This window comes from Butyricimonas sp. BSD2780061689_150309_C8 (assembly GCF_015560935.1).
Taxonomy (GTDB): Bacteria; Bacteroidota; Bacteroidia; order Bacteroidales; family Marinifilaceae; genus Butyricimonas; species Butyricimonas paravirosa.
In genome coordinates, this window is record NZ_JADMSV010000002.1 from 397,773 (window position 1) to 421,201 (window position 23,429).

A 23,429-nucleotide genomic window follows, 5' to 3' on the forward strand; every position below is an offset into this window, starting at 1 on the left:
TTCCTGCTTTTTATTTTTCTTGTATTATTATATCCTTCTGATTTATAATAAATTTCACATTTGTCGTCCGTTCTATCAGACGGATAAATTCGTTAAAGTCCACGTCTTTACGGATTGCCCCGGTGAAACGATAATTTTTACAAACTTCATTCGAGAAAACAAAATGTACATCATACCAACGTTCCAATTTCACCGTCAATAAGTCCAACGGCATATTATGGAAACGGAACATTCCGTCAATCCATGAGGTATATAGTTTCACGTTTACAGGTTTCACTTCAATCTCTTCATTTGTCGTGTCTAATTCGAACTGCTCTCCCGGATGCAAAAGGTAGGTCTCGTCGTGATGTTTCACTTCCACGCCACCTTGTTCCAAGGTCACCTGTTCAAGAGAGTCTTCTTCATAACTGCAAACATTGAAAGAGGTTCCCAATACTTTCACGCTGGAGCGACAAGTACGCACGATAAAAGGCCATTCTTTACTTTTAGTAACATCGAAATAAGCCTCTCCTTTCAATTCAACCACCCGTTCTCCTTTTTCAAAGTTCATCGGGAATGTCAATTCACTCCCCGAGTTAATCCATACTTTCGTTCCATCACTCAAGACCACCCGGTATTCTCCCCCTTCCGGGACCCTCACGGTACTCCTTTGCTCGCTGTTACCCCCTTGAATTACCAGGGTATTCAAAGAGTCCTTACCAATCGTGGCTCCCCCGCTGTTCGTGATATCACGTCCCAGGCTTTCGCTTAACTCATACTTCTCTCCACCTTCTAAAACCCAGACGGCTTTCAAACTCCCCGGGGTTATTTGCGCTAACTTCTCCGGCTCGGTTATTACAGGTGATTGTCTAAACAAAAACCATCCCGCAGTCAACATAATCACTACCGTTGCAGCGACACTCCAACGAATAGTCAAATGACGTTTTCTCCAACCCGGTCGGGAAGAAAGTTTTTGTTCCATATTTTGCCAAGCATCTCTAATCTGAATATCCTCAAACAAACGAGCAGCCTGTACCACGGAACCACACTCTACCAACTGGTGAAATTCTTCCTGCAATTCCACGTTCTCCAAAAGCCACTGATCCAAAAACTCCCGTTCTTTTACAGTCAATCCCTCTTTACGAGATTTCAAAGCTAATTGTACTATATTTTCTGGTAACATGATGATTTATTCTCCATTGGTTCTATACTTATGACAGGAGAAAAGAAAAAATAGATGACAAGAATTCGAAGAAAAAATCAAAAAAATTATACGAAGAGTAACAATATCGAATATGTTTTTTCGCTTAACTCGGCTCGCAAAGCCGCTAATGCTCTCGCCAAAAGAGTTTTTACCGTAGTTACAGAAATTTCAAATTCTTCTGCTACTTCTTTATGTCGTTTCCCGTCCAGCACGATTCTTTTAAAAACTTCCCGCGTCCGATCGGGTAAACGATCTACCGCTTTATATAATTGATCAATGCGGGTATTCCATTCCGACTCATCCAAATATTCATTCTCTGCCATATCCATGTCCGAGTTGATAGGTTCCGTAAGAACCACTTTTTTTCCTTCCAACAAATTCAAACAATAGTTACGCACGGATTGATACAAGTAAGGACGCAGGCTATTTTTTATAGCGTGAAAACGCTTTCCCTCCCAAAACTTAATAAAAACTTCTTGTACGGCATCCTCAGCCTCCTCTTGTTGCGCAAGAAAATTCATGGCATAAAATACCAATGGCTTATAAAAATGGTGGAACAATAGTTCTAACCCTCGTCGATCTCCTTTTTTCAAGAGTTGCAATATTTTATCTAACTCGTCCATCCATTACACCCCTAACTTCATTTATGTAAACTTCATTTTTAATAATATATACCCTCAACAAACGATCAATTAATGATGTTCAGAGGATTACTTTCTTATCGTTAAGACAAAATTTCAAACGTATTAATAATTAGCCATTAAAAAAAATAGCATCTTTTTACAAGTGTCAAAAAATAATGTAAATTTGTATTTCAATAATTGATCGTTTATTTATATTTCACACCACTTGACTACTACATTCTTATTCTCCAAAAGATAAAACAATTTCCCAGTACTAATATCTATTAATACTCTTCATATATATATATGGAAAAACACACTAAAATGTTTCAAATTCTCTCTTTTATTGACGTAAATCTTCTATTGTTACGTTTGTTGGTAAAAATTTATTGGCATTTCCTCCATTCATGAATATATCGCGCACGATGGTCGAACTGATAAAAGTATGTTCGGGAGAAGTTAAAAGGAAAACAGTTTCCACGGAAGAATCCATCGCTTTGTTTGCCTGACCGACAGCACGTTCGTACTCGAAGTCAGCGGCAGTACGTAAACCACGAATAATGAAATTAGCACCCATTTGCTCGCAAAAATCTACAGTCAAACCGGAATAACTCATGACAATGACATTATCTACATCTTCGAAAACTTTACGAATAATGGCAATCCGGGTATCCACGTCCAAGAACTCTTTTTTAACCGCGTTAATTCCCACGGCAATAACGATTTTATCAAACATTTTTAATCCACGTTTCACGATTTCTTCGTGTCCGATTGTGAACGGATCAAAGGATCCCGGGAATATTGCGATTCTTTCCATGACGTACTTATTTAATTTCACCAGAGTTACGGATAAAACATCCGATCTCAAGTTACAAATTAAAATCATATTTTTGAAGATTCAAAAAATTTGTTAGTTTTTCTCAGATATTTCAGGTATATTATTAGGAAAATTATTTTCTTTTGAATAGATTTGGTCCAGAATTTAAAAGAACACATAACAATTAATTCTTATAAAACATGGCACGAAAATTACTAATTCGAGATCTTACACTTAGAGACGGTCAACAATCTTCATTCGCAACCCGGATGAACCAAAATCAAGTGGACCGCGTGTTACCTTTTTACAAGGATGCTAAGTTCTACGCGATGGAAGTATGGGGAGGAGCTGTACCCGATTCCGTAATGCGTTATTTGAACGAAAATCCATGGGATCGTTTGGAAAAAATCAAAGCCGTTATCGGTGATGTTTCCAAGTTGACCGCCCTCTCCAGAGGTCGTAACTTATTCGGTTACGCACCTTACACGGATGAAATTATCGAAGGTTTCTGTAAAAACGCTATCGAATCCGGTTTAGGAATCATGCGTATTTTCGACGCCTTGAACGACGTGAACAACGTGAAATCGACCATCAAATACGTGAAAAAATATGGTGGTATGGCTGATTGCGCTGTTTGCTACACGATTGACCCGAAATATCCGAAATTAAGTTTGATGGACAAGTTAAAAGGGAAAAAGAATCCCGAACCCGTGTTCACGAACGAATATTTCTTGAATAAGGCAAAAGAAATGGAGGCTCTCGGAGCTGACATGATCACGATCAAGGATATGAGTGGTTTGATTAACCCGGCTCGTATTTCCGAGATGATGCAGTTATTCAAGAGCAATTTGAAGATTCCGGTAGACTTCCATACTCACTGTACCCCGGGCTACGGATTAGGTGCCGTACTTTCCGCTATTGTACACGGTGTTGACATCGTTGATACCAATATCTGGAATTTCGCGGGTGGTCCTGCTGCTCCGGCTATTGAATTGATTTACATCTTCTGTAAGAAATTAGGTATCGAACTGGATGTAAACATGGAAGCTGTTGCCAAGATCAACAAAGAGTTGTACACGATTCGTAAAGAATTGGAGGCATACGATGCTGTTAAACAATTCCCGAATCCGTTCAACCCGCTTACAGATACACTTCCGGCTAACATTGACAAATTATTCGATGACGCTATCGCTGCTGCCAAGAGTAACAACGAAGAGGCATTGTTGGAAGCTTGTCATGCAATCGAAGCTTATTTCAACTTCCCGAAACCGAACGAACTCGTGAAGAAAGCCGAGGTTCCCGGTGGTATGTACACCAACATGGTAGCCCAATTAAAACAATTGAACTCAATGGATATTCTGGAAGATGCCATGAAATTAATCCCGACGGTTCGTTTAGCTGCCGGTCTTCCTCCTTTGGTAACTCCTACCAGCCAGATTGTAGGCGCTCAAGCCGTGAACTGTGCCTTGGACATCAAGAATGGTAAACCGATGTATTCTAACGTATCTAATCAATTCGTGGCTTTGGTAAAAGGTGAATACGGAAAGACTCCGGTACCTGTTGATCCGGAATTCCGTCTGAAAATTGCCGGAACCCGTGAAGAGACCCCGTATGATACATCAAAATATCAAATGCAGGAAAATCCTGTTTTGACCGAATTCGGTGGAGTAAAATTGGCCGAGAACGAGAAAGAAGTCCTTTTGATGGAACTTTTCCCGGCTGTCGCCAAAAACTTCTTGACAAAACAGAAAGAAGCCCGTTATATGGCCACGCATAAAGGGGAACAAACACAACAAACCGCTGAAGTTCAAAAAGAAGAACCGATTACCGGAAAAGTGGTTGAAGCTCCGATGCCGGGTAACATCTTCAAGATCCTCGTTAAACCGGGTGATGTTGTAAGTAAAGGACAAAACGTACTTGTATTGGAAGCCATGAAGATGGAAAACAACATTACAAGTGATTACGCCGGAAAAGTAAAACGTATCCTGACTCAAGAAGGAAAATCCGTTACTGCCGGAGCTAAATTGATCGAGATCGAAATCTGATTGGATTAGCAATATAATAAAGGAAGAGTGGTAAAAGTCAATGAACTTTTACCACTTTTTTTATTCTAGCAACATACCATAAAAAAATTTACTCCTGCCATCATGACAGGAGTAATATAATTAAAATTCAAACCATTTTCTCTCGGATCAGCGAGGATTAATATTTAGGGAAACCGATCTCTTCCCCATTCTCTGCGATGTACTCGTCCAATGTCTCACAACCTGTATCCTCGTCTTCTTCGTACTCCATGGAGAGATTATTTACCCGGGCAAACTGATGACAACTTTTGAAATCAGCATATCGTTCCTCAATCTCATCTTTAAATAACGCACCCCGTTCGGTCTCCGGCATCTCTTCCAATTCCTCTTCATGCTCCTGCAAAATATCCAGAATAAATTCTGCCGCCCAACTACCCAATTCACGTTCCAACACCCAATCAGATGAATGTTCATCCAGTATACGGTATATTTCATGTAAATAGGGAGTATCCCCCCAATCTTCATATAGCTGAATCAGGTCGTCATCCTCCCCATATTCTTCTTTTAGCCTTTCTAACACCTCATTATTCATGTCTCTTGATTTATTGTATTCGACGGCTAAATTAAGAAAAAATATTAACATTACATCGGCCAGGCAGAATTTGGTTCAACTGCAGTCTCAATCCACATATACGACTCTCGATACCAAAGAATCGAATCTGTAAAAAAAGGCTGAAAATTTCACATGAAGTATAGTAAACAATTAAAAATAAGCACTTCAATACCACATTTGCAAATTCTCGTTAAAAGCCGAAGAACGTATGAAATATTTCTGTAACTTTGAGTGCGGCATAACTCTTCACGAGAAAGCCGATGTGCGATCTTTTATTAGTTTAGTTTAAAACACACATAAATTTGAATATCATGATGAAGAATTTATTACTCATTCTTTGCTTTTTTCCCATGTTGGCATTAGCCCAGGAAGAAGATCAAAGCAAATACATGGTCGGAGCCGTTCCGGAAGTAAACGGAAAAGTTGTTTTTTCACAGGAAATTAACGCTCCGAATCTTTCTAAAGACCAGATTTTCGATGCTATCCTAGCATGGGCGAATACCCGTTTCAAAACAGATAAAGGGAATTGGGGAATGGTTGCCTATTCGAACAAGGAAGAGGGACAAATTGCTTGCTATGGAAACGAATACATTGTTTTCGCAGATAAGACTTTTTCTCTGGACCGGGCAAAAATAAACTACCGGATGAATTTTGTTTGCACTCCCGGTAAATGCAACGTGGAAGTAACCAATATCACCTACCTTTACCCGGAAGATAGCCGGGAACGTCTGGCTGCCGAAGAATGGATCACTGACAAGCAGGCAATGAATAAAGATCAGACCAAACTGATCAACCGGATTGCAAAATTCAGAATCAAAACCATTGATCTGGTTGAAAGTTTGAACGAAGGAGCGCAAAAAAGTTTAGGCGCACAAAATGCCCCCGTAGCCACAACGACAACCACAACGACCCAACAAGTTGCTCCCGTGCAAACCGTTGCCACCATATCTGCCGCCCCGGGAGATGCTTTACAAGGCTACAAGCGTATCGCTCCCGACAAGATTCCGGGAAATATTATTAAAATGTTATCCGAAGACTGGATGTTAATCACGGCTGGAAACGACCAGCAGTTTAACCCGATGACGGCAAGCTGGGGAGGTCTCGGAAACCTGTACAACAAACCAGTGACATTCTGTTTTATCAATCCCGCTCGCTACACTTATGATATCATGGATAAAGGAGACACCTATACATTAACTTTCTACACGGAAACTTACCGGGAAGCTCTGAATTATTGCGGGCATAATTCCGGTAAAGACAAAAATAAGGTAAAAGAGGCCGGGTTAACCCCGATCACCACTCCTTCCGGTAGCAAGGCATTCTCGGAAGCCTGGATGATTATCGAATGCCGCAAAATGGTTTCTCAAACTATCAACATTGACGGTATTTCTGACCCGGAACTAAGAAAACAATGGGCCGGTAAAGCCATGCACAAAATGTTTATCGGAGAGATTTTGAATGTATGGGTAAAATAAATCCATAACTGAATTATCTTACTTTTATAATAGCTTTGGAAAATCACGATAGCTAATCTATCGTGATTTTCTTTTTAAAATCTTTCTTACCTTTGGTCTCCCTTACAAAATCAAACGTTATGAACAAGGTTAGTTACTGTATTCGTGTAGTTTTATTGCTAATTACCGTTTTGCTTTTCAACCGGCTTGATGCACAAGAAATACGTTTAAAGGTTATCAATCCCAAAGGCGAGCCTCAATTTGGAGTATATGTGGTCAATCCTAGAAATCATTATTTACTGACTAGCACCGATATTGAAGGGGAATGTGTTATCAAGACCTACAAACTACACCCTAGTGATTCGTTACAATTCCAAGGCATGGGGTATCAAACCGTAAAATACAGTATGAATGATTTACTTCGCATGAAACGCCTTGTACTTGTTCCCCTGGCATACGAACTGGAAGAGACGAACGTGGAAAAGGGGATCTCAATGAAAGAACTTTTAAAAAGAGCCTCCTCAAAACTCAAGAAACAGGCTCCCGGCCTCGAACCGATATGCAAATATTTTGGTAAAGCCTTATACGAAAAAATTACCGAATGTGAAGAGAATGTTGTAGAATACCGCCGGGAGTACGGTTATTATTTCTCTTCAGGTGATGTTAAATCACGAAACACGTGGGATACGGATTTCCGATCCTACATCGTCCCGTTCTATGTTGCCAGAAGTTACAACCTCTCGAACGATGGACAAGACACGCTTAAACCCACATTCATTACAGACGAAGAAACCCGTTTTGATATCGGAACTCGTAAAATATTCACGTTTATGCGAAGTATTCAATTATTCGCTCCTTTATTCAGCGACATTCGCAATTACGATATTTATCCCCTGGAATCAGAAAATTCTGACTACCGGTTTGCTTTCAAGACTAAAAGTAGCGCTTATCCTCAACGAACACGCCTCACGTGTAAAGGGACTTTCACCATTGACGGGAACCATCATGAATTGAAGTCCATGGATTTTGATTACGTGGATTACCAATTACTCCGACAAGTCCTTTTATCCAAACACCGTAAAGTAAATTCCCCATTTTCAACAAAGGCCAGTCTTTCTTTTGCCTACACTCCGACCAAAGAGTATTACATTCGTTCCTGCACGCAAGAGACCACTTGGAAAGATGATCTTGGGGAAGATTTCATTGTACTGGAACAACCTTCCCGAAGTTCTCCATCTGCCAATCATTTAGTTGAAAAAGAAGCTTTCTACTGTTTCAACTACCAGCAGGTTCCAGCCAGATGGCAGACAACCCGCATATTATCCAAAATTCACCTGGCACAACGTTATTCCATGGGCACTTACGATCCACAAGTTTTCCAAGAACTTACACCATTACTAGATAACCGAAAAGCCATACAGGATTTGAATCGATACATGGATATTGAACAACAATTTGAATTGAATTCAAATCGCCCCTACTACGAACAGTATCTTATCATCGGAATTAAAAGTGACAAGATTCCAAGAGTGGATATTCACGGGAAATTGACCTCAAACCGGGAAAATTTGTTCTCCCTGATAAAAAAATTCGAACAAGAAACTGAATAGTTTATTCCGGAATTTCAATCTTTTCGCCTAAATGACGAGGTTGTTTGTTGACAAAAAAATCGACAAATACTTTTACCCGGGCCAACAATTCCCGTATTTGCGTCTTTAGTCCCTCGTAAGCACTCACGTCTTTAGCATTATACCCGATAGCATGTATCCCGTAGTGACGAGCCAGATAGATCGCCCGTTCATTGTGAAATTGCTGAGAAATAACCGTCACGCTATCCTGTCCGAAAATCTCTTTCGAACGTACCATAGAATCAAGCGTTCGCAATCCGGCAAAATCCAGCACCAATGATTCTTTCGGGATACCTCTATTCACCAAAGAATCTTTCATGGCCTGAGGTTCATTATAATTATGGCGGCGGTTGTCTCCACTGATCAATATATACTTAATTTTACCCGATTCGAACAACTCCTCTGCCGCATCAATACGATTCTTGAAATAAGGATTAGTTTTTCCGCCTTTCACCCGGGGAGAAGTACCTAACAACAAACCAACTTTATTATAAGGTATGAATGTTGTATCTCCAAAGACTTTTCCTTCTCCGTATTTGGAAATCCGATAATTACAAAATAATATTCCCAGACAACACACGAACACAGGCAAAATAATACCATAAAAGAACACACGCCTCACCACTCTCCACCATTTATGAGCTTTCACCCGGGAAGGGCTGTCTGTTGAAATATGATCCTGCCGTCTTTTCAATACCATTTTTACCTTCTTTCCTACAAAGATACGGATTTATCTCCCAACTCTCTCAATTTCTTATAAATAACCAAGCAAATTTTGAGATCATACAACATACCCGTCCCATTCTTTCTGCAAAAATCCTTACTTACGTTCGATTTCATTTATGGGCTGCCCAAAAAGTCATTTTATCATCAAAAAACTCCTCCGTCACTTCGTGCCACCTCCTCTATAAACAGAGGAGGAGCTGGTGACTTCTCCCGAAGACAGGGAGTATTTCAACTCTCCCTCTGTTTATAGAGGGAGTACCCCGAAGGGGGGAGGGAGTAAAAAAATGACTTTTGGGAACAGCCCCTTAAAATCAACCCGCAAGATATGGTTCGTCTCGTCCGGATTACTATTCTCCCGGATGAATGTTTCGTGTAAACAAACCGATCCGGTTTCCCTCGGTATCTAAAAAGTAAGCAAAATAATCTTTTGATTCCTCACAAGTTTCACAAGGTTCCGTGGCAATCTTTCCCCCGGCCTTCCTCACCAGGGCTAAAGATTCATCCATATTTTCCGTGTAAAATGAAATCGTAATACTGTTAGAGGTTGGCAGGTATCCTTTTAAACTAAAAATACACCCGATCGGTTGCTGATTACCAGAAGAAATAAAAGCCATCTTCTCTTCCCCGTATTCGACAATCTCCAGTTTCTCTCCGAAAATTGTCCCGTAAAACTGAACAGCCCTCTCCATGTTGACAGCAGGAATCTCAAAAAAAGCTACGAATGTTTTCATGTTGTATTTATTTTATTGATTAACACAACAAAAGTACACCCTCATCATCCCTCAATTATTGGAAAAAAGAGACATTCTCTGTTCCGATAAAACTTTTATTTCCTTCTATGCACCTAGAAACCATTCAATACTCTCGACATCCTCGGAAAAACACATCAATTGAAAAAGAGTTGACGAAGTATGACCGGTTAAAGCCTTGATTTCATTCGCCAGATGAGCCGCATCGTAATATCCGGTATGGAAAGCCAACGTTGCCAAATCAACCTCCGGCATTCGATTTCGAAATTCCACGGCATACAGAAAACGAATCACCCGTAAGTATTGTTTCGGCATTAATCCCACGTAAGCCGCAAACACCCGTTCAAATTGCTTTTTACTCAAACAAGCATAACCGGCCAGTTGTTCCACATTAAACATACCCCGACCCTGTAATAAACGAGTCATGACCATCCGCATCCGGTTATTCTCAAATTCATTTCTTCGTTGCAAACGACCTAACAAAAATGTCTCCAAACTATCCACCCGTTCGTCAAAACCGGCAAGATTCATCATTTGTTCTTCCATATCTTTCCCCTCTCTTCCCAACGCCTCTTCCAGAGAAACGTATCGGTTTGTCAGCTCATTCAGCGGCAAATGCAAAATGTCCCGTATCCCCACAGGGGTAAACACGACCGACATCAGCCCCACCCTACCCGTGGGTAAAATATCTATAAATTCGGTTCGCTGCCCGTAAAGTGTCGCCCGGGGATGAGATTCTTCTCCATCGGACCGAATAAGTTTGTACGAATCCCGATAATAAAAAACGATTTCCATGAATCCCTGCGGCGTAAGACGATGCGGCTCACACGATGGACATACATCCTCAAGATCCAGCATCCAATAATACTGGACATACCCGGATAATTCCCGACAAGGCGGTCTGTACTGGTATTTACTCATTCGAGGAGGAATAACACATGAACCAGTGCGTCACTTTCTCACTGTAAGTCTTTGAAATCGGAATATCGGGAACTTTCTCAACCCCAAATTCTAAATAGACCCCATCTTTCTCCCGACGAATCACTTTAACATGCTCAAAATTCACCATATAGGAACGATGGCACCTCAATACATTCGTCCCTTCAAATGTCTCTTCCATCGCCTTCAAAGTATTACGTAACATGAATTTTGTCACCACGCCTTTATTCAAATACCAAATCTGCACGTAATTATCCGCAGACTCGATATAAAGCAAATTCGAATGTTTAATTGATAAACGTAATTCACCTTTTTCATCCCGAAAAGAAATAACACTCGTCCCCCCGGTATCTCCCTTCATCTCTTCAAGCATCTGCAATTTCTGTTCCTTATCCCGCCAGGAAAAATAAAGCATTAAGATCGCATAAGGTAATAAAAGGATTAATGACGTGTTTTCAGAGGCCTCCCAAAAAGTTTCCATCACGTCCCTCTCCGGCCGTAAAAAACAAGAATAAACCGTGTAGAAAGTCGATAGAAAGAAAATTTCCAACACGATCCAAATGCCATACTCTAAATAATTAAGGGTATGTTTCTTCGTGTAAAAATACATGATCACACGACTGATCGCCACGGCAAGTACTCCGGTAAGAATGACCAGACTCGAAAAAATGAAAAACTTAAATTCCGATACCGGATACCACGTCAGAGAACTGAAAGGCTTGTAGATATTGATAAAAATCAGATCAAAAAAAGCAGTGAATAATACCAAGCGTATTAAATTTGATTTATCGTAATAGTAAGCTGGTATTTTTCGGATCAACACGTTCATCTCTCTCTAATTTTTATAAATTTCAAACAAAGATACATTTTTCCCGTAAAAAATTTCACCCCTAAAGAGCAAATTTCATCCCTAAATATGAGATTTTGTCCCTTTAGGTCCAGGTACACACCATTAATTTTGAAAACAAAGAATTGTGGTGTTTGTTTGTATTAAAATTAATCGCAAGAGCTATGGAAATCTCAACTAGAACAAAACAATTAAAGGCTATTTTTTCTTATGACAAGAAAGTTATCCTAGAAGACCAACCACTGGAAATTCGTCCTTATCATTTTATCCAGAACATGGGAGTAAATGAAATAGAACAATTTCAGCAATTGATCCCGACAAGTGAATTTTGTTCTATCCCGGACAATAATATTCAGGAGAACAAGAGTTTTTCGTATACCATATTCACGCCTAAAGGATCACGAAAAACGAACCAGGCAATCCTGTTATTACACGGGCTGAACGAACGTAACTGGGACAAATACCTCACCTGGGCAGAATATTTATCCTTAGCCACGGGTAAAGCGGTTATTTTGTTTCCGATAGCTTTCCACATGAACCGTACTCCCGGTAACTGGTATAATCCAAGAGCCCTTATGCCTTGGGTGGCTCGTCGTAAGCAAGAAGTGGAACATCTGGATAATTCCACGTTTGTCAACGTGGCATTAAGTTATCGCCTCTCGGACACCCCTTTGCGTTTTTACATATCCGGAAAAGAGTCCATGTTCAATTTATGGCAGTTATTCCGGGAAATAAAAACCGGCCAACACCCCCTATTTGAAAAAGATTCATCCATAAACATTTTCGCCTATTCCATCGGAGCGTTCCTGTCACAGATTCTGATGCTTGCCAACCCGGAACATCTATTGGATGACAGTAAACTATTCCTCTTCTGTGGAGGCTCCATATTCAGCCAAATGGACGGAAGTGCCCGGGATATTATGGATCGAGAGGCGTATCGAAGAGTTAAGAATTATTTTCTGAATGATTTTCTGACAAAAAATGATGAACAGCGAATGCTCCCCGTTTTGTATGAAGAGGATTTCATGGAAAAAGCATTTAAAGCGATGATACGTCCCGAGGTAATGAAGAATTACCGGGAATCATTTTTCGAGCGAATTCAAGACCGTCTACGGATTGTCACGCTCAAAAAAGATACGGTAATGCCAACACAAGGAGTTATTGAGGCTCTAGGCCCCAAATGTGTTGATACTATATTGGAAGAATTAGATTTTCCGTACGAGTATTTCCATCAAAATCCATTTCCCACCAACACGGGAGCCACACCTGAAATGCTTTATCAATCTTTTACCGGGATATTTAATAGGGTAGCAAATTTTTTGTAACAGAAAAGAAGATTCATACGCATATCTAAAGCCTGTTTAAATTTCGCATTGATAAGATAAAAAATTAAATGACCATGAATAAGATTTATCTAACGACCTTGCAGGAAGTGGGATTTTCGAGCCTATACGTCTTTTTTAAGATCAACTATCTCAATATAAGAAAGTTAATAACAACAAGTGCTTTACTACTTATCTAGTACGCTGTTACTCTATTGTTTAGCTAGGTCTTCTCCGTGCTTTCTCCGTGCTTTCTCCGTGTCACTTGCGAGTGATCGCCGGAAGAAATACATTTGAATGCGGCACGAATCGAAACGGAGACATATAGGAACACCAAAGGAACATCGAAGGAACATTGGCATGATCTAGAGGTAATCAAGCAACGCAAAGATTTTGTTCAACAAAATTTAAACAGACTCTTAAATTTATTAAATATATTTATCGTACTATTTTGCAGACAAATAAAATAGTACGATATTTGCACTATATAGTTTTATTCGTGCAACAAGTAAGTATAACATATAAAAGGATCAAGAAAATTGCAACAATATGCCTCGTTTTCATGGCATACCTTTCCACGACTCAAGCCCAAATCACAACGTCATCAATGAACGGGTATGTTTCCGACGGCAAAAACTCTTTACCCGAAGCCACGGTAATCGCCACCCACTTGCTTTCGGGTTCCCGTTACAGCACGATCACCAACCAGCAGGGCTATTATCAATTACAAGGAATGAGAACGGGAGGGCCTTACCAAATAGACATCTCTTACGTGGGATTTCGTCCTTCCACGGGCAAAGGAATTTATCTTCAACTCGCGGTCCCGTACACATATAACACCGTGTTAATTCCCTCAACAGACCTGGAAGAAGTCGTTGTAAAAAGTACTATATCAAAATATTCCAACGGAAAAACGGGAGCGAGTACTCATGTCGGTTCCGCCCAGATAAAGTTACTCCCCAATGTCACCCGGTCGCTCACCGACATACTGAAACTCACCCCTTACTCCAATGGAAATGGTTTCGGAGGACGAGATCAACGCATGAACAACTTCAGTGTAGACGGGGCAAATTTTAATTACAACATGGGACTGGACGGAAAGGTTCTACCCGGGGGAGGTAGTCCGATCTCGATTGATGCCGTTGAGGAAACCATGATCAATATAGCAACTTATGATATTCGGCAAACTAATTTTATCGGTGCCGCTATTAATATCGTTACCAAAAGTGGGACAAATGATCTGAAAGGATCGTTATACACATATATAAAAAACGAACATCTAAGAGGTAATAACGTAGATGGTCACCATTTGGGAGAACGTGAAAAAGAAGCTCGTGATATATATGGATTTACATTAGGAGGACCTGTAATAAAAAATAAAATCTTCTTTTTTATCAACGGGGAGTATGAATATTCCCCCTTTCCTATTCATAAATGGAAACTTTCCACGGATGGACAGGAAGATCTGGTAAATCATATCTCCAGAGCAACCTCAAAAGACATGGAGCGTTTTTCCAATGATTTAAGGGAAATGTACGAGTACAACACGGGATCATGGACCAATTTTAACGGCCAAACAACTACCTGTCGTCTCTTGATGCGCGCGGACTGGAATATAAATGATCATCAGAAATTCATGATTAGATATAATTACACGACACAAAAGAAAGACAACAATCTCGTAGGCGCAGCTCTTGGCATTAAAGGAACCCCTGTAAGTCGTTATTCCATGAGTTTCCGGAATTCCATGTGGCAAGACATGAACGACGTACATTCTCTCACTGCAGAATTATTCAGTTATTTATCAAAAAACATAACAAACCAAATTCTCGTGAGTTTCACGTTCAACAATGGAAACAACCGGAAATGTAAAGGAGATTTCCCCACGATTGACATTATGAAACCGGATGATTCAGGTACCAATAGAGCTTTCATGAATGCCGGTTATGAACAACACGCATGGAACAATGGGATTACTGAAAGAGTCTGGGCAATTACAGACAACCTTTCATTTCAAATGGGACGGCATAATTTCACAACGGGAATGAGTTTTGAATCCCAAAACCTCTCAAATTGTTATTTACGTTACGGGGCTGGTTATTATCGTTACGCAAGTTACGAAGATTTTATAAATAAAGCCGCACCGGTTGCGTTCGCTCTCGGCTATTCCCTTTCCAAAGACAAACGAGCCCCGGCTAAAGTAAACTACCGACAATTTTCCATCTACGCGCAAGATGATTATCAAATCACCCAAAATCTGAAATTCACATACGGGATTCGCGTGGACATTCCCATATACGCAAACAAACGTTACGAAAATCCTTCTATCGCGGAATATACTTTTTATGATACCAAATTAAGTACGGCCTACTGGCCCGAATCTTTTCCCCTCTTCTCCCCCCGGATTGGTTTTACTTACGATCTGTCAGGGAACAATATTATAATTCTCCGGGGAGGTTCAGGTATTTTCTCCGGACGCTTCCCCATGATATTTCTTTCTAAAATGCAAGAAGGCAGCGGTATGTTAAAAAACACCGTATCTACTCAAAAAAACGGAGATCCATTGTTGGCAGCTTTAGCCGGAGGGATACGCACCCGAGAAAAAATATTACAAGATATTGCCCCTCTGTTTCCGGATCGTTTCCCAACAGAACCCGGTGCCGTAAACAACATTACAACAATAGACCGCCATTTTAAGATGCCACAAGTTTGGAAAAGTTCATTAGCGGTAGATTACCAACTTCCCTTACCATTCCCTTCTCTACTCACACTAGAAGGAACTTTTATAAAAGATATTCATGCCATCATGCAACAGGACGTGAATACAATTCATGCGGATGATCCTAGAATGACTCGTTTTATTGGTCCGGACAATCGCTACCATTACCCGGGAGATACCGAAAAACGCTACCATGAAGACATTACGAACGCAATTCTAATGAGGAATAGCGGGAAAGGATACAGCGCTAATTTCAATATCACATTAAACGCTCACCCCTGGAAAGATGTTGAGTTCATGGCTGCTTACACTTACAGTAAATCAAAAACAATAACGAGTAATAAAAGTAATCAAGTCGACAACGCTTGGACACAAGAACCATCCGTGATGGGCCCTAATTATCAAAAATTACATACAGCTCAATATTTACAAACCCCTCATCGGGTTATCGCACAATTCAGTTACACGAGACAATACGCCCGTCTCTTCAGTACCTCATTATCTCTTTTCTACACGGGAGAATACGCCGGTAATTATTCGTACTTGTATGATGGAGACATGAATAACGACGGAATCGAATACGACCTGATTTATATTCCGCGCACAAAAGAAGAGTTACACTTTGCAGACCGACAAACCGGAGAAATCACGTTCACGGCAGAAGAGCAGAAAGAAGCCTTTTGGACATTCATTAATCAAGACCCCTACTTGAAAAAACATAAAGGGGAATATGCTGAAGCGTATGCGGCTAATCTTCCCTGGTATGATCGGTTCAATTTACGTGTAGTTCAAGATTTCAAAATACAAACGGGTCAACACGTAAATACCATTCAATTTTCTGTTGATATTATGAACCTGGGTAATTTACTTCATAATTCATGGGGAGTAACACAAACGATCTCCGCGTGTAATAACGGCAAATTACTCGAACTAAAAGAGGTGAATGAAACGGGAGAACCTGTTTACACCATGTGTCCGATAAAAAAAGACGGACAAGATATTTTGCCAAACAAAACCTTTGAAACCAATCGTTCATCGGAAAATTGTTGGCAATTACAAATTGGAATACGTTACATTTTTAACTAATGGTTATGAGTATTCAATTCAAAATTATATTATTTCTTTCACTCCTTTTCTTCGGATGTGGTAAACCGGAGAAAAGGATTCTCGTTATCCACTCGTACGAGGAAAATTTTTTTCAGTATTCCGAATACAATGAATTGATTACTAAAAACTTCAAACAGAAAGGTATAAAAACAGATATTAAAACTTTCTATCTGGATTGTGAAAAATACCGGGAACAAGAAGAAATTGATAGAATAAACCTTTTTCTGAATTCGATCTCCAACTGGCACCCGGATATTATTTTAGTTAATGAAGATCAAGCAACCTACTCGCTACTTAAAACCGAACATAAATTAGCCAAAAGTACCCCTATCGTTTTTGCCGGTGTAAATTATCCCAACTGGGACCTTATCCAAAAGTATCCCAATGTAACAGGACTTCATGACAAGATCGACATAATAAAGAACTTGGAAGTAATGGAAGAGCTGGATGATAAGAAAAAGTCTTTCACGATACTCGATTATACCTTCATCGACAAAAAAATCCGGGAAGATATAAAAAAACATCTTAATACGGACTCCCCTATCATCTCTAATATTGACGAGCAAATACCTCAAACCGATTATGAAACCAAATTCAAGGATAAACTTTTTTTACATATTCTTTCAGCCAGAAATAACCATCTCTACGACAAAGATTCTGTTCAAATTCCCCAACTCTCTCTTAAATTTCTGTGGGGAATAAGCAAATACAATGTTCAAATGCCCTACCTGCAATTAAAATATGATTTTACAACTGTCACTCTTGCAAATTTTCACATGACAAACCGATATTCAGCCATCTACGAAATGTTCGGGTGTGGGTTTGACTTTAGGGCCGGATACATGACCACGTTACCAACACAAGTGAAAGAAGAAGTTGACCTTGCAGCTAAAATACTAAACGGCATAAAACCGCAAGACTTACCTATCCGGGAAAGTGCCAAAGATTATGTTGTAGATTGGCAAGTCATGAAAAAACTAGGAATTAAACAAACAGAAATTCCTGCCAAATATCAAATGATCAATCTACCATTCAAGGAACATTATCCCGTAGCCTGGTACTCGATCATCATCAGTATAATCACGATTCTAGTCACTCTATTTAGCTGGTTGACCTATCTATACATACATGAAATGAATATGCGCCGTCAGACATTCTATGCCTTAGAAGAAGAAAGAGAATCTTTGGCATTAGCCATCGAAAGCGGTAACACATTTGCATGGAGATTTCAAAACGACTGCCTGCAATTCAAGAATTCTTTCTGGAAATCCATTAACATGAAAAATGTACCTCTATCGGTAGAAAAATTTACAAACTTTATTCACCCGGATTATCGTGAAACATTCAAACATCACTGGCAAGAAATCTTCATACAAGGTACTCATGCAATAGAACTTCTATGCGATTTCACCGGAGACGGTTATCAATGGTGGGAACTTCGTAGTAGTACAATGGAAAGCGTCTCCGGTCAACAAAGAACCACCGGATTAATATTGAATATCAATGAACATAAAAAACGAGAACAAGAATTAATAGAAGCCCGAGAATTGGCAGAAAATGCAGAATTAAAGCAATCCTTTCTAGCAAATATGAGCCACGAAATACGCACACCTCTTAATGCGATTGTGGGTTTTTCCAATATTTTGGCATCAGATTCGGAAATCCAGGAAGAAGAGAGGACAACATACATCAACACGATTAACACGAATAGCGAGTTACTTCTCAAACTCATTAACGATATATTGGAAATTTCCCGAATCGAATCCGGATATATGTCCTTCGAATACCAAAACTATTCCGTGAATACTTTAATAGATGAGGTCTACAACACACATCGGGTTATCCTCCCCTCTCATTTACAATTCCTAAAAGAAACGGCAGAAGAAGATTTGGAGATATACGTGGATAAAAATCGTTTAACTCAAGTTCTCACGAATTTCTTAAACAATGCCAGTAAATTCACCCCCTGCGGGTATATCAAACTAGGTTACCATTATTTACCAAAAGAACAACAAGTTCATATATTCGTGGAAGATAGTGGGAAAGGCATCCCTCAAGCCGAACAAAAAATGATATTCAGCCGTTTTTACAAGCAAGATGAATTTGCACAAGGTACCGGTTTAGGATTATCTATTTGCCAAGTGATTATTGAAAAACTTGGTGGGCATATTCATCTTTGGTCCGAACCCGGTAAAGGCAGCCGTTTCACCATTATCCTCAATTGCGAAGATCCATTAAAACGGAAACAATAAAGGCAACACAACAACCATCACGATACCCATAATCACCTGCAAAGGTAAACCAACCTTCACGTAATCCATAAACGTGTACTTCCCGGCAGACATCACCAGGGCATTAGGCGGTGTCGAGAAGGGTGATGCAAAACACATACTTGCTGCTACTGTCACAGCAAATAGGAATGGATAAGGACTTACTCCAATATCTAGTGCAGCTTTCAAGGCTATCGGAGCTAAAAGGACTGCTGTCGCCGTATTACTGATAAACATGGTTAACAACGAAGTTGTAAAGTAAATCCCCGCCAATAGGATAATAGGCCCGAAATCACCCAAATAACTGACCAAACCGGATGAAATCATAGCTGATGCCCCCGTTTTCTCCAATGCTAACGACATTGGCAACATGGCTGCAATCAACACGATACTTTCCCAATTAATCGTTTTGTAGGCATCTTCCACGTTACGTAAACATCCGGTCAATACCATCAATAAAGCAGCAACAATCACGGCAGCCACGGGAGCCACTGGAATGGAATCGAAAACCATCGCAACAATCATTAGGATCATAATCGTTGCCGCAATCGGGGCTTTGTGATCCAATGTCACTTTTGCGGCCTCTGCCAGTGGTTGACCGACAACAACCCATTCCGATTGCATTTCATTCAACCGGGCAATATCTTTCCACGTCCCCTGTACCAACAAAGCATCCCCCGAATGCATCTTTTCATCCTTCAAATCCTGTAAAAGATACTTTCCTCCCCGCTGGATTCCCAATATGTTAATATTGTATTTTTCCCGAAAACCAGAATCTTTTACAGCTCGATTGATCAATTGAGAATTCGGCATCAATAAAACCTCGGCAATACCGATCTCCCCGAACACCATATCCCGGGGAACTTTTTCTTCCGAAACTTCCGCCGTATGTGTATCCAATAAATCTAAATTATTATCTTTCGTCAATAATTCGATTTGAGCAAAAGCACCCAAAACATACAACACGTCACCTGTCTGCAAGGAAGTATTCGGGCCTGCCAGCTCTTGATCAATCGTCTTCATAAAAGGATTCTGAGACTTTGATTCTCGCCGGATTTCCAAAATCGTGACGTTATATTTCCCAGTTATATTCAATTCGGCCAATGTCTTTCCTCGAAATATAGAGTCCGATTTCACTCCTACCCGGAACAGATTCTGAGCAATCTGGTATTCATAGGCCAAATCTTTTAATGATTTTTTCCGTGCTTTTTTCTCCGTCTTCTTCTCGCCCTTCTTAACCAGAAATATCCGACTTAAAGGTATCAACACAACAATTCCAATCAACACGCAAATAATTCCAACCGGAGTAAACGAAAAAAATGACAACCCCTCAAATCCACCCTCTAACAAAGTATTTTGAATCACAAGGTTAGGCGGAGTACCTATCAGCGTCGCCATTCCACCCATACTGCTCGCAAATGCCAAAGGCATCAAAAATCGGCTAGGACTAACATTCGCACTAACCGCCATACTGACTACAATCGGTAACATCAGAGCCACGGTTCCCGTGTTACTCACAAACGCACCGATGGCAGAAGTAACCAACATGATTAAAATAAAAAGCTTCAACTCGCTCTTACCTGCCAATTGAAGTATTTTACTACTGATCATTTTAGCCAATCCGGTTTGAAATATGGCACCCCCCACCACGAACAACCCCACCATCATAATCACAATGGAATTAGAAAAACCTGAAAGCGCCTCCTCCGGGGTTAATATACCACATAGTATCAAAAGTACCAACGCACAAAGCGCAACTACATCAGACCGAATTTTTCCATTTACAAAAAAGAAAGCAGATAATGCTAAAATAATCAGCGTTATACCCATAAATTAAACTATTATATCATAAATCACTCTATCGACCCACCCACAATGTCCATCAACTCGGCCGTAATATTCTGTTGTCTCAACTTATTGTATTCCAATTGCAAGTTTTTCAACAACTTAATAGCATTATCATTTGCCATTTGCATAGACAAGATACGAGAGGCCTGTTCAGAAGTCTGATTTTCCAGTAAGTACCGATACATCGTGGAATGGATAACCAACGGATAAATCGTCTCCAATATCTCTTCGCAATCCGGCTCGTAAATATATACTTTATTTCGTTCTTTATCCGAAAGAGCTTTCGTTTCCTGAGGTACCCACGGAAGTAACTGCTCCCGACTAATGATCTGTGTTCCCATACTCTTATAATGAGCATAAATAACTTCGACCCGATCCACATCCTTCTCCAAAAAACGACGAATTAATTCATCTGCCAATGCCGTTGCTCCTTCTGCATATTGTTTTTTTTCGAAAAGATCGGGGATCGGCATAACCTCCACCCCCCTTGTCCGTTTTATATCGTTCACGAGCTTTCTCCCCACGGGATAAACGGAAATAGGCGATTTAACCTTACCATCATACTCTTTTAATGTCTCCAATAATTTCTTGTATAATAGCAGGTTAAAAGCGCCACATAAACCTTCATTGGCAGCAAAAATAACAATTGCGACCCGTTGAACCGGACGATCCTGACTCAACGGAGACTGATAATCATTAATTTCACTTGCAATATGATCCAGTATATTTTGCAACTGTTCCATGTAAGGACGGGCATGATTCAATGCATTCTCAGACTTCCTCAACCGGGCAGAAGAGATCATCTTCATGGCTCCGGTTATCTTTTGAGAAGAATGTACCGAACTTATCCTTCCTTTCAATTCACGTGTTGATGCCATAATTTTTACTTTATGAACTAATTAAAAGTCTGCCCCACTTCCGTGGCTACTTCTTCTAATAATTTAGATACATTTTCATCCAGAACCCCCTCCCGCAATGGCTCCAAAATCTCTTTTTGGTATTTGGATCGCAATATCTCCAAGAACATCTTCTCAAACTCGGCTATATGTTTCAACTCCACGTTACGCAACAACCCTTGTGTACCGCAATAAATCACGGCAATCTCTTCCTCCACGGGCATCGGTGCATGCTGGGGCTGAATCAATAACTGAGCGTTCTTACGCCCTTTATCGATCACCATTTCCGTCACGGAATCCATATCTCCTCCAAACTTAGAGAAGGCCTCCAATTCCCGGTACTGGGCCTGATCGATCTTCAATGTTCCGGCAATCTTCTTCATAGCTTTCACTTGGGCATTACCACCGACACGGGATACTGAGATTCCCACGTTAATCGCGGGACGTACCCCTTCGTTGAACAATCCGGCCTCAAGGAAAATCTGCCCGTCCGTGATAGAAATAACGTTGGTCGGAATATACGCCGACACGTCTCCTGCCTGAGTCTCGATAATCGGCAATGCGGTTAATGAACCACCTCCTTTGGCCGTGGGTTTCAACACATCCGGCAAATCATTCATCGTCTGTGCCATCTCATCACTGGATATAATTCGCGCTGCCCGTTCCAACAAACGAGAATGTAAATAGAATATATCTCCCGGATAAGCCTCACGCCCAGAAGGACGACGCAAAATCAAAGAAATCTCACGATAAGCGACAGCTTGTTTGGAAAGGTCATCATACACAACTAATGCGTGACGACCACTGTCCCGGAAATACTCTCCGATCGTCGCTCCCGCAAAAGGCGCATAGTAACGCATAGCTGCCGAATCGGATGCGTTTGCCGCAACAACGACCGTGTACTGCATCGCACCTCTCTCCTGCAACGTGTTCACCAACATGGCTACTGATGATGCTTTCTGACCGATAGCCACGTAAATACAATAAATCGGATCACCGTTATCGAAATTTCTTTTCTGGTTCAAGATCGTATCCACAGCAATAGATGTCTTTCCGGTCTGGCGGTCTCCGATGATCAGCTCCCGCTGTCCCCGTCCGATCGGCACCATGGAATCAATCGCCTTGATCCCTGTCTGTAACGGTTCTTTCACCGGCTGACGATAGATTACCCCCGGAGCCTTACGTTCCAATGGTAACTGTATCAATTCCCCTTCAACGGGTCCGGCTCCATCGATAGGTTCACCCAGCGTGTTGACAACCCGTCCGAGCAATCCCTCTCCCACCTTTACGGAGGCAATACTTCCCGTACGTTTCACCGTGTAATTTTCCTTCACCCGATCACCGGCATTCATCAGAATCACTCCCACATTATCTTCCTCCAAGTTCATGGCAACTCCACGAACCCCGTTCTCAAATTCCAGCAACTCGTTAGCCTGCACATTATCCAGTCCGAACACGTGGGCCACCCCGTCACCAACCTCCATCACGGTTCCCACCTCTTCGAAAGCCATCTTCGTATCGACCTCCTTGAGTTGCATTTCTAAAATATCTGATATTTCATTCGCTTTCAACATAACCCTAAATAATTTTAGATTTAATGATTTTAGATTTTAAATTCCGACCTCACAAGGCTAACACCTTCCTCTTGTCATTCTCCCGAAAGA

Annotated in this window: 17 protein-coding genes; 6 read left to right on the plus strand and 11 right to left on the minus strand. The window is 40.7% G+C overall.

Annotated features, from left to right (window positions below; all coding sequences use genetic code 11):
• Positions 1–10: 10 nt before the first annotated feature.
• The 3 genes from I2I33_RS04265 to coaD form a co-directional block, all read right to left on the minus strand.
• Positions 11–1,162, minus strand: a complete 1,152-nt coding sequence (locus tag I2I33_RS04265; protein ID WP_087419835.1) for a FecR domain-containing protein — start codon at positions 1,160–1,162, stop codon at positions 11–13.
• Between the two features lie 86 nt (positions 1,163–1,248).
• Positions 1,249–1,776 carry an RNA polymerase sigma-70 factor gene (locus I2I33_RS04270; RefSeq protein WP_229128183.1) on the minus strand — a complete coding sequence of 176 codons (528 nt, stop codon included), beginning with the start codon at positions 1,774–1,776 and terminating at the stop codon, positions 1,249–1,251.
• A 373-nt stretch (positions 1,777–2,149) separates the two neighbouring features.
• Positions 2,150–2,623 (minus strand): pantetheine-phosphate adenylyltransferase, encoded by a 474-nt coding sequence (coaD, locus tag I2I33_RS04275; RefSeq protein WP_027202944.1) that lies wholly within the window; start codon positions 2,621–2,623, stop codon positions 2,150–2,152.
• A 200-nt stretch (positions 2,624–2,823) separates the two neighbouring features.
• Here coaD and I2I33_RS04280 point away from each other — a divergent pair, with 200 nt between their 5' ends.
• The gene (locus I2I33_RS04280; protein WP_087419833.1) at positions 2,824–4,668 is read left to right on the plus strand and encodes a biotin/lipoyl-containing protein; all 1,845 of its coding nucleotides are present in this window, start codon (positions 2,824–2,826) and stop codon (positions 4,666–4,668) included.
• Positions 4,669–4,825: 157 nt separating this feature from the next.
• Here I2I33_RS04280 and I2I33_RS04285 read toward each other — a convergent pair whose 3' ends face one another.
• A complete protein-coding gene (locus I2I33_RS04285; RefSeq protein ID WP_087419832.1) occupies positions 4,826–5,239 on the minus strand; it encodes a hypothetical protein in 414 nt (137 codons plus the stop codon).
• Positions 5,240–5,571: 332 nt separating this feature from the next.
• Here I2I33_RS04285 and I2I33_RS04290 point away from each other — a divergent pair, with 332 nt between their 5' ends.
• Positions 5,572–6,735: a DUF4468 domain-containing protein gene (locus tag I2I33_RS04290; RefSeq protein WP_087419831.1), complete on the plus strand. Its 1,164-nt coding sequence runs from the start codon at positions 5,572–5,574 to the stop codon at positions 6,733–6,735.
• A 119-nt stretch (positions 6,736–6,854) separates the two neighbouring features.
• Complete coding sequence (locus tag I2I33_RS04295) at positions 6,855–8,324, plus strand: hypothetical protein (protein ID WP_087419830.1); 1,470 nt, start codon at positions 6,855–6,857, stop codon at positions 8,322–8,324.
• Position 8,325: 1 nt separating this feature from the next.
• Here I2I33_RS04295 and I2I33_RS04300 read toward each other — a convergent pair whose 3' ends face one another.
• The 4 genes from I2I33_RS04300 to I2I33_RS04315 form a co-directional block, all read right to left on the minus strand.
• Positions 8,326–8,964, minus strand: coding sequence for a vancomycin high temperature exclusion protein (locus I2I33_RS04300; RefSeq protein WP_370819164.1), 639 nt, complete (start codon positions 8,962–8,964; stop codon positions 8,326–8,328).
• Positions 8,965–9,415: 451 nt separating this feature from the next.
• On the minus strand, positions 9,416–9,799 hold the full coding sequence (locus tag I2I33_RS04305; protein ID WP_087419828.1) for a VOC family protein: 384 nt from the start codon (positions 9,797–9,799) through the stop codon (positions 9,416–9,418).
• 105 nt (positions 9,800–9,904) lie between these two features.
• Positions 9,905–10,738 (minus strand): helix-turn-helix domain-containing protein, encoded by an 834-nt coding sequence (locus I2I33_RS04310; protein WP_087419827.1) that lies wholly within the window; start codon positions 10,736–10,738, stop codon positions 9,905–9,907.
• Entirely contained in the window at positions 10,731–11,585 is an 855-nt protein-coding gene (locus tag I2I33_RS04315; protein WP_195666737.1) for a LytR/AlgR family response regulator transcription factor, read from the minus strand. Before I2I33_RS04315 ends, I2I33_RS04310 begins: the two co-directional genes overlap by 8 nt.
• 182 nt (positions 11,586–11,767) lie before the next feature.
• On the opposite strand from I2I33_RS04315, the gene I2I33_RS04320 reads away from it, so the two are divergent.
• The 3 genes from I2I33_RS04320 to I2I33_RS04330 all read left to right on the plus strand — a co-directional run bounded on the left by I2I33_RS04320 (position 11,768) and on the right by I2I33_RS04330 (position 19,003).
• Complete coding sequence (locus I2I33_RS04320) at positions 11,768–12,928, plus strand: DUF6051 family protein (RefSeq protein WP_195666738.1); 1,161 nt, start codon at positions 11,768–11,770, stop codon at positions 12,926–12,928.
• Between the two features lie 475 nt (positions 12,929–13,403).
• Positions 13,404–16,730, plus strand: coding sequence for a carboxypeptidase regulatory-like domain-containing protein (locus tag I2I33_RS04325; protein ID WP_140402546.1), 3,327 nt, complete (start codon positions 13,404–13,406; stop codon positions 16,728–16,730).
• A gap of 5 nt (positions 16,731–16,735) precedes the next feature.
• A complete protein-coding gene (locus I2I33_RS04330) occupies positions 16,736–19,003 on the plus strand; it encodes a sensor histidine kinase (RefSeq protein WP_087420601.1) in 2,268 nt (755 codons plus the stop codon).
• Here I2I33_RS04330 and I2I33_RS04335 read toward each other — a convergent pair.
• From I2I33_RS04335 to atpA, 3 genes are read right to left on the minus strand one after another with little or no spacing between them, the layout of a single operon-like run.
• Positions 18,986–20,851, minus strand: a complete 1,866-nt coding sequence (locus I2I33_RS04335; protein ID WP_087419824.1) for an SLC13 family permease — start codon at positions 20,849–20,851, stop codon at positions 18,986–18,988. The genes I2I33_RS04330 and I2I33_RS04335 overlap by 18 nt on opposite strands.
• Before the next feature lie 23 nt (positions 20,852–20,874).
• On the minus strand, positions 20,875–21,747 hold the full coding sequence (atpG, locus tag I2I33_RS04340; protein ID WP_087419823.1) for an ATP synthase F1 subunit gamma: 873 nt from the start codon (positions 21,745–21,747) through the stop codon (positions 20,875–20,877).
• A 17-nt stretch (positions 21,748–21,764) separates the two neighbouring features.
• Positions 21,765–23,339, minus strand: coding sequence for a F0F1 ATP synthase subunit alpha (gene atpA, locus I2I33_RS04345; protein WP_087419822.1), 1,575 nt, complete (start codon positions 23,337–23,339; stop codon positions 21,765–21,767).
• Between the last annotated feature and the right edge of the window lie 90 nt (positions 23,340–23,429).